At 45.9% G+C, this 658-nt stretch carries 1 protein-coding gene; it reads right to left on the bottom strand.

Features of this window, described 5'->3' with window-relative positions:
- Positions 1-658: DUF1542 domain-containing protein (locus O3884_RS09010; protein ID WP_371453056.1), on the bottom strand; the 658-nt coding region annotated here is incomplete at both ends.

Here is a 658-nt window from a genome sequence, read left to right as displayed (position 1 = left end):
TGTTTGCATCGAGCGCATCGTTCTTAGCTTTAAGTGCGTCATCTATCGCTTTTTTAGCCGCTGGCTTTGCCACTGGCGTTGGGTTTACTGAACTTACACTTGTTGCTCCATCAGTTTTAGCCTGTTCTACAGCTGCGTTTGTTGTCGCATTGTCAATTGCAGTCTTCGCTGCGTCGGCTTTCGCTTTTGCATCTGCTTTCGCCGCAGTTTTTTCTTCGTCTGTTAAGTCGTTGTTCGCATCAATCGCATCGTTCTTAGCTTTTAGCGCATCGTCTATCGCTTTCTTAGCTGCTGGTTTGGCTTGTGCTGTTGGATTTACTGAATCTACTGATGTCGCTCCATCAGTTTTAGCTTGTTCTACCGCTGCATTTGTTGTCGCATTATCAATCGCAGTCTTCGCTGCGTCGGCTTTTGCTTTCGCATCTTCCTTAGCTTTTGCTTTTTCTTCCGCTGTTAAGTCGTTGTTTGCGTCGATCGCATCGTTCTTAGCTTTCAACACGTCGTCTATTGCTTTTTTAGCTGCTGGCTTCGCTTGTGCCGTTGGATTTACTGAATCTACACTTGTTACTCCATCAGTTTTAGCTTGTTCTACAGCTGCGTTTGTTGTCACATTATCAATCGCAGTCTTCGCTGCATCGGCTTTCGCTTGTGCATCTGC

It is taken from the genome of Gemella sp. 20925_1_85, assembly GCF_041433735.1.
In the GTDB taxonomy this organism is placed as follows: domain Bacteria; phylum Bacillota; class Bacilli; order Staphylococcales; family Gemellaceae; genus Gemella.
Note: the sequence above shows the minus strand (reverse complement) of the source record. Positions and strands in the feature narration are given on the sequence as shown.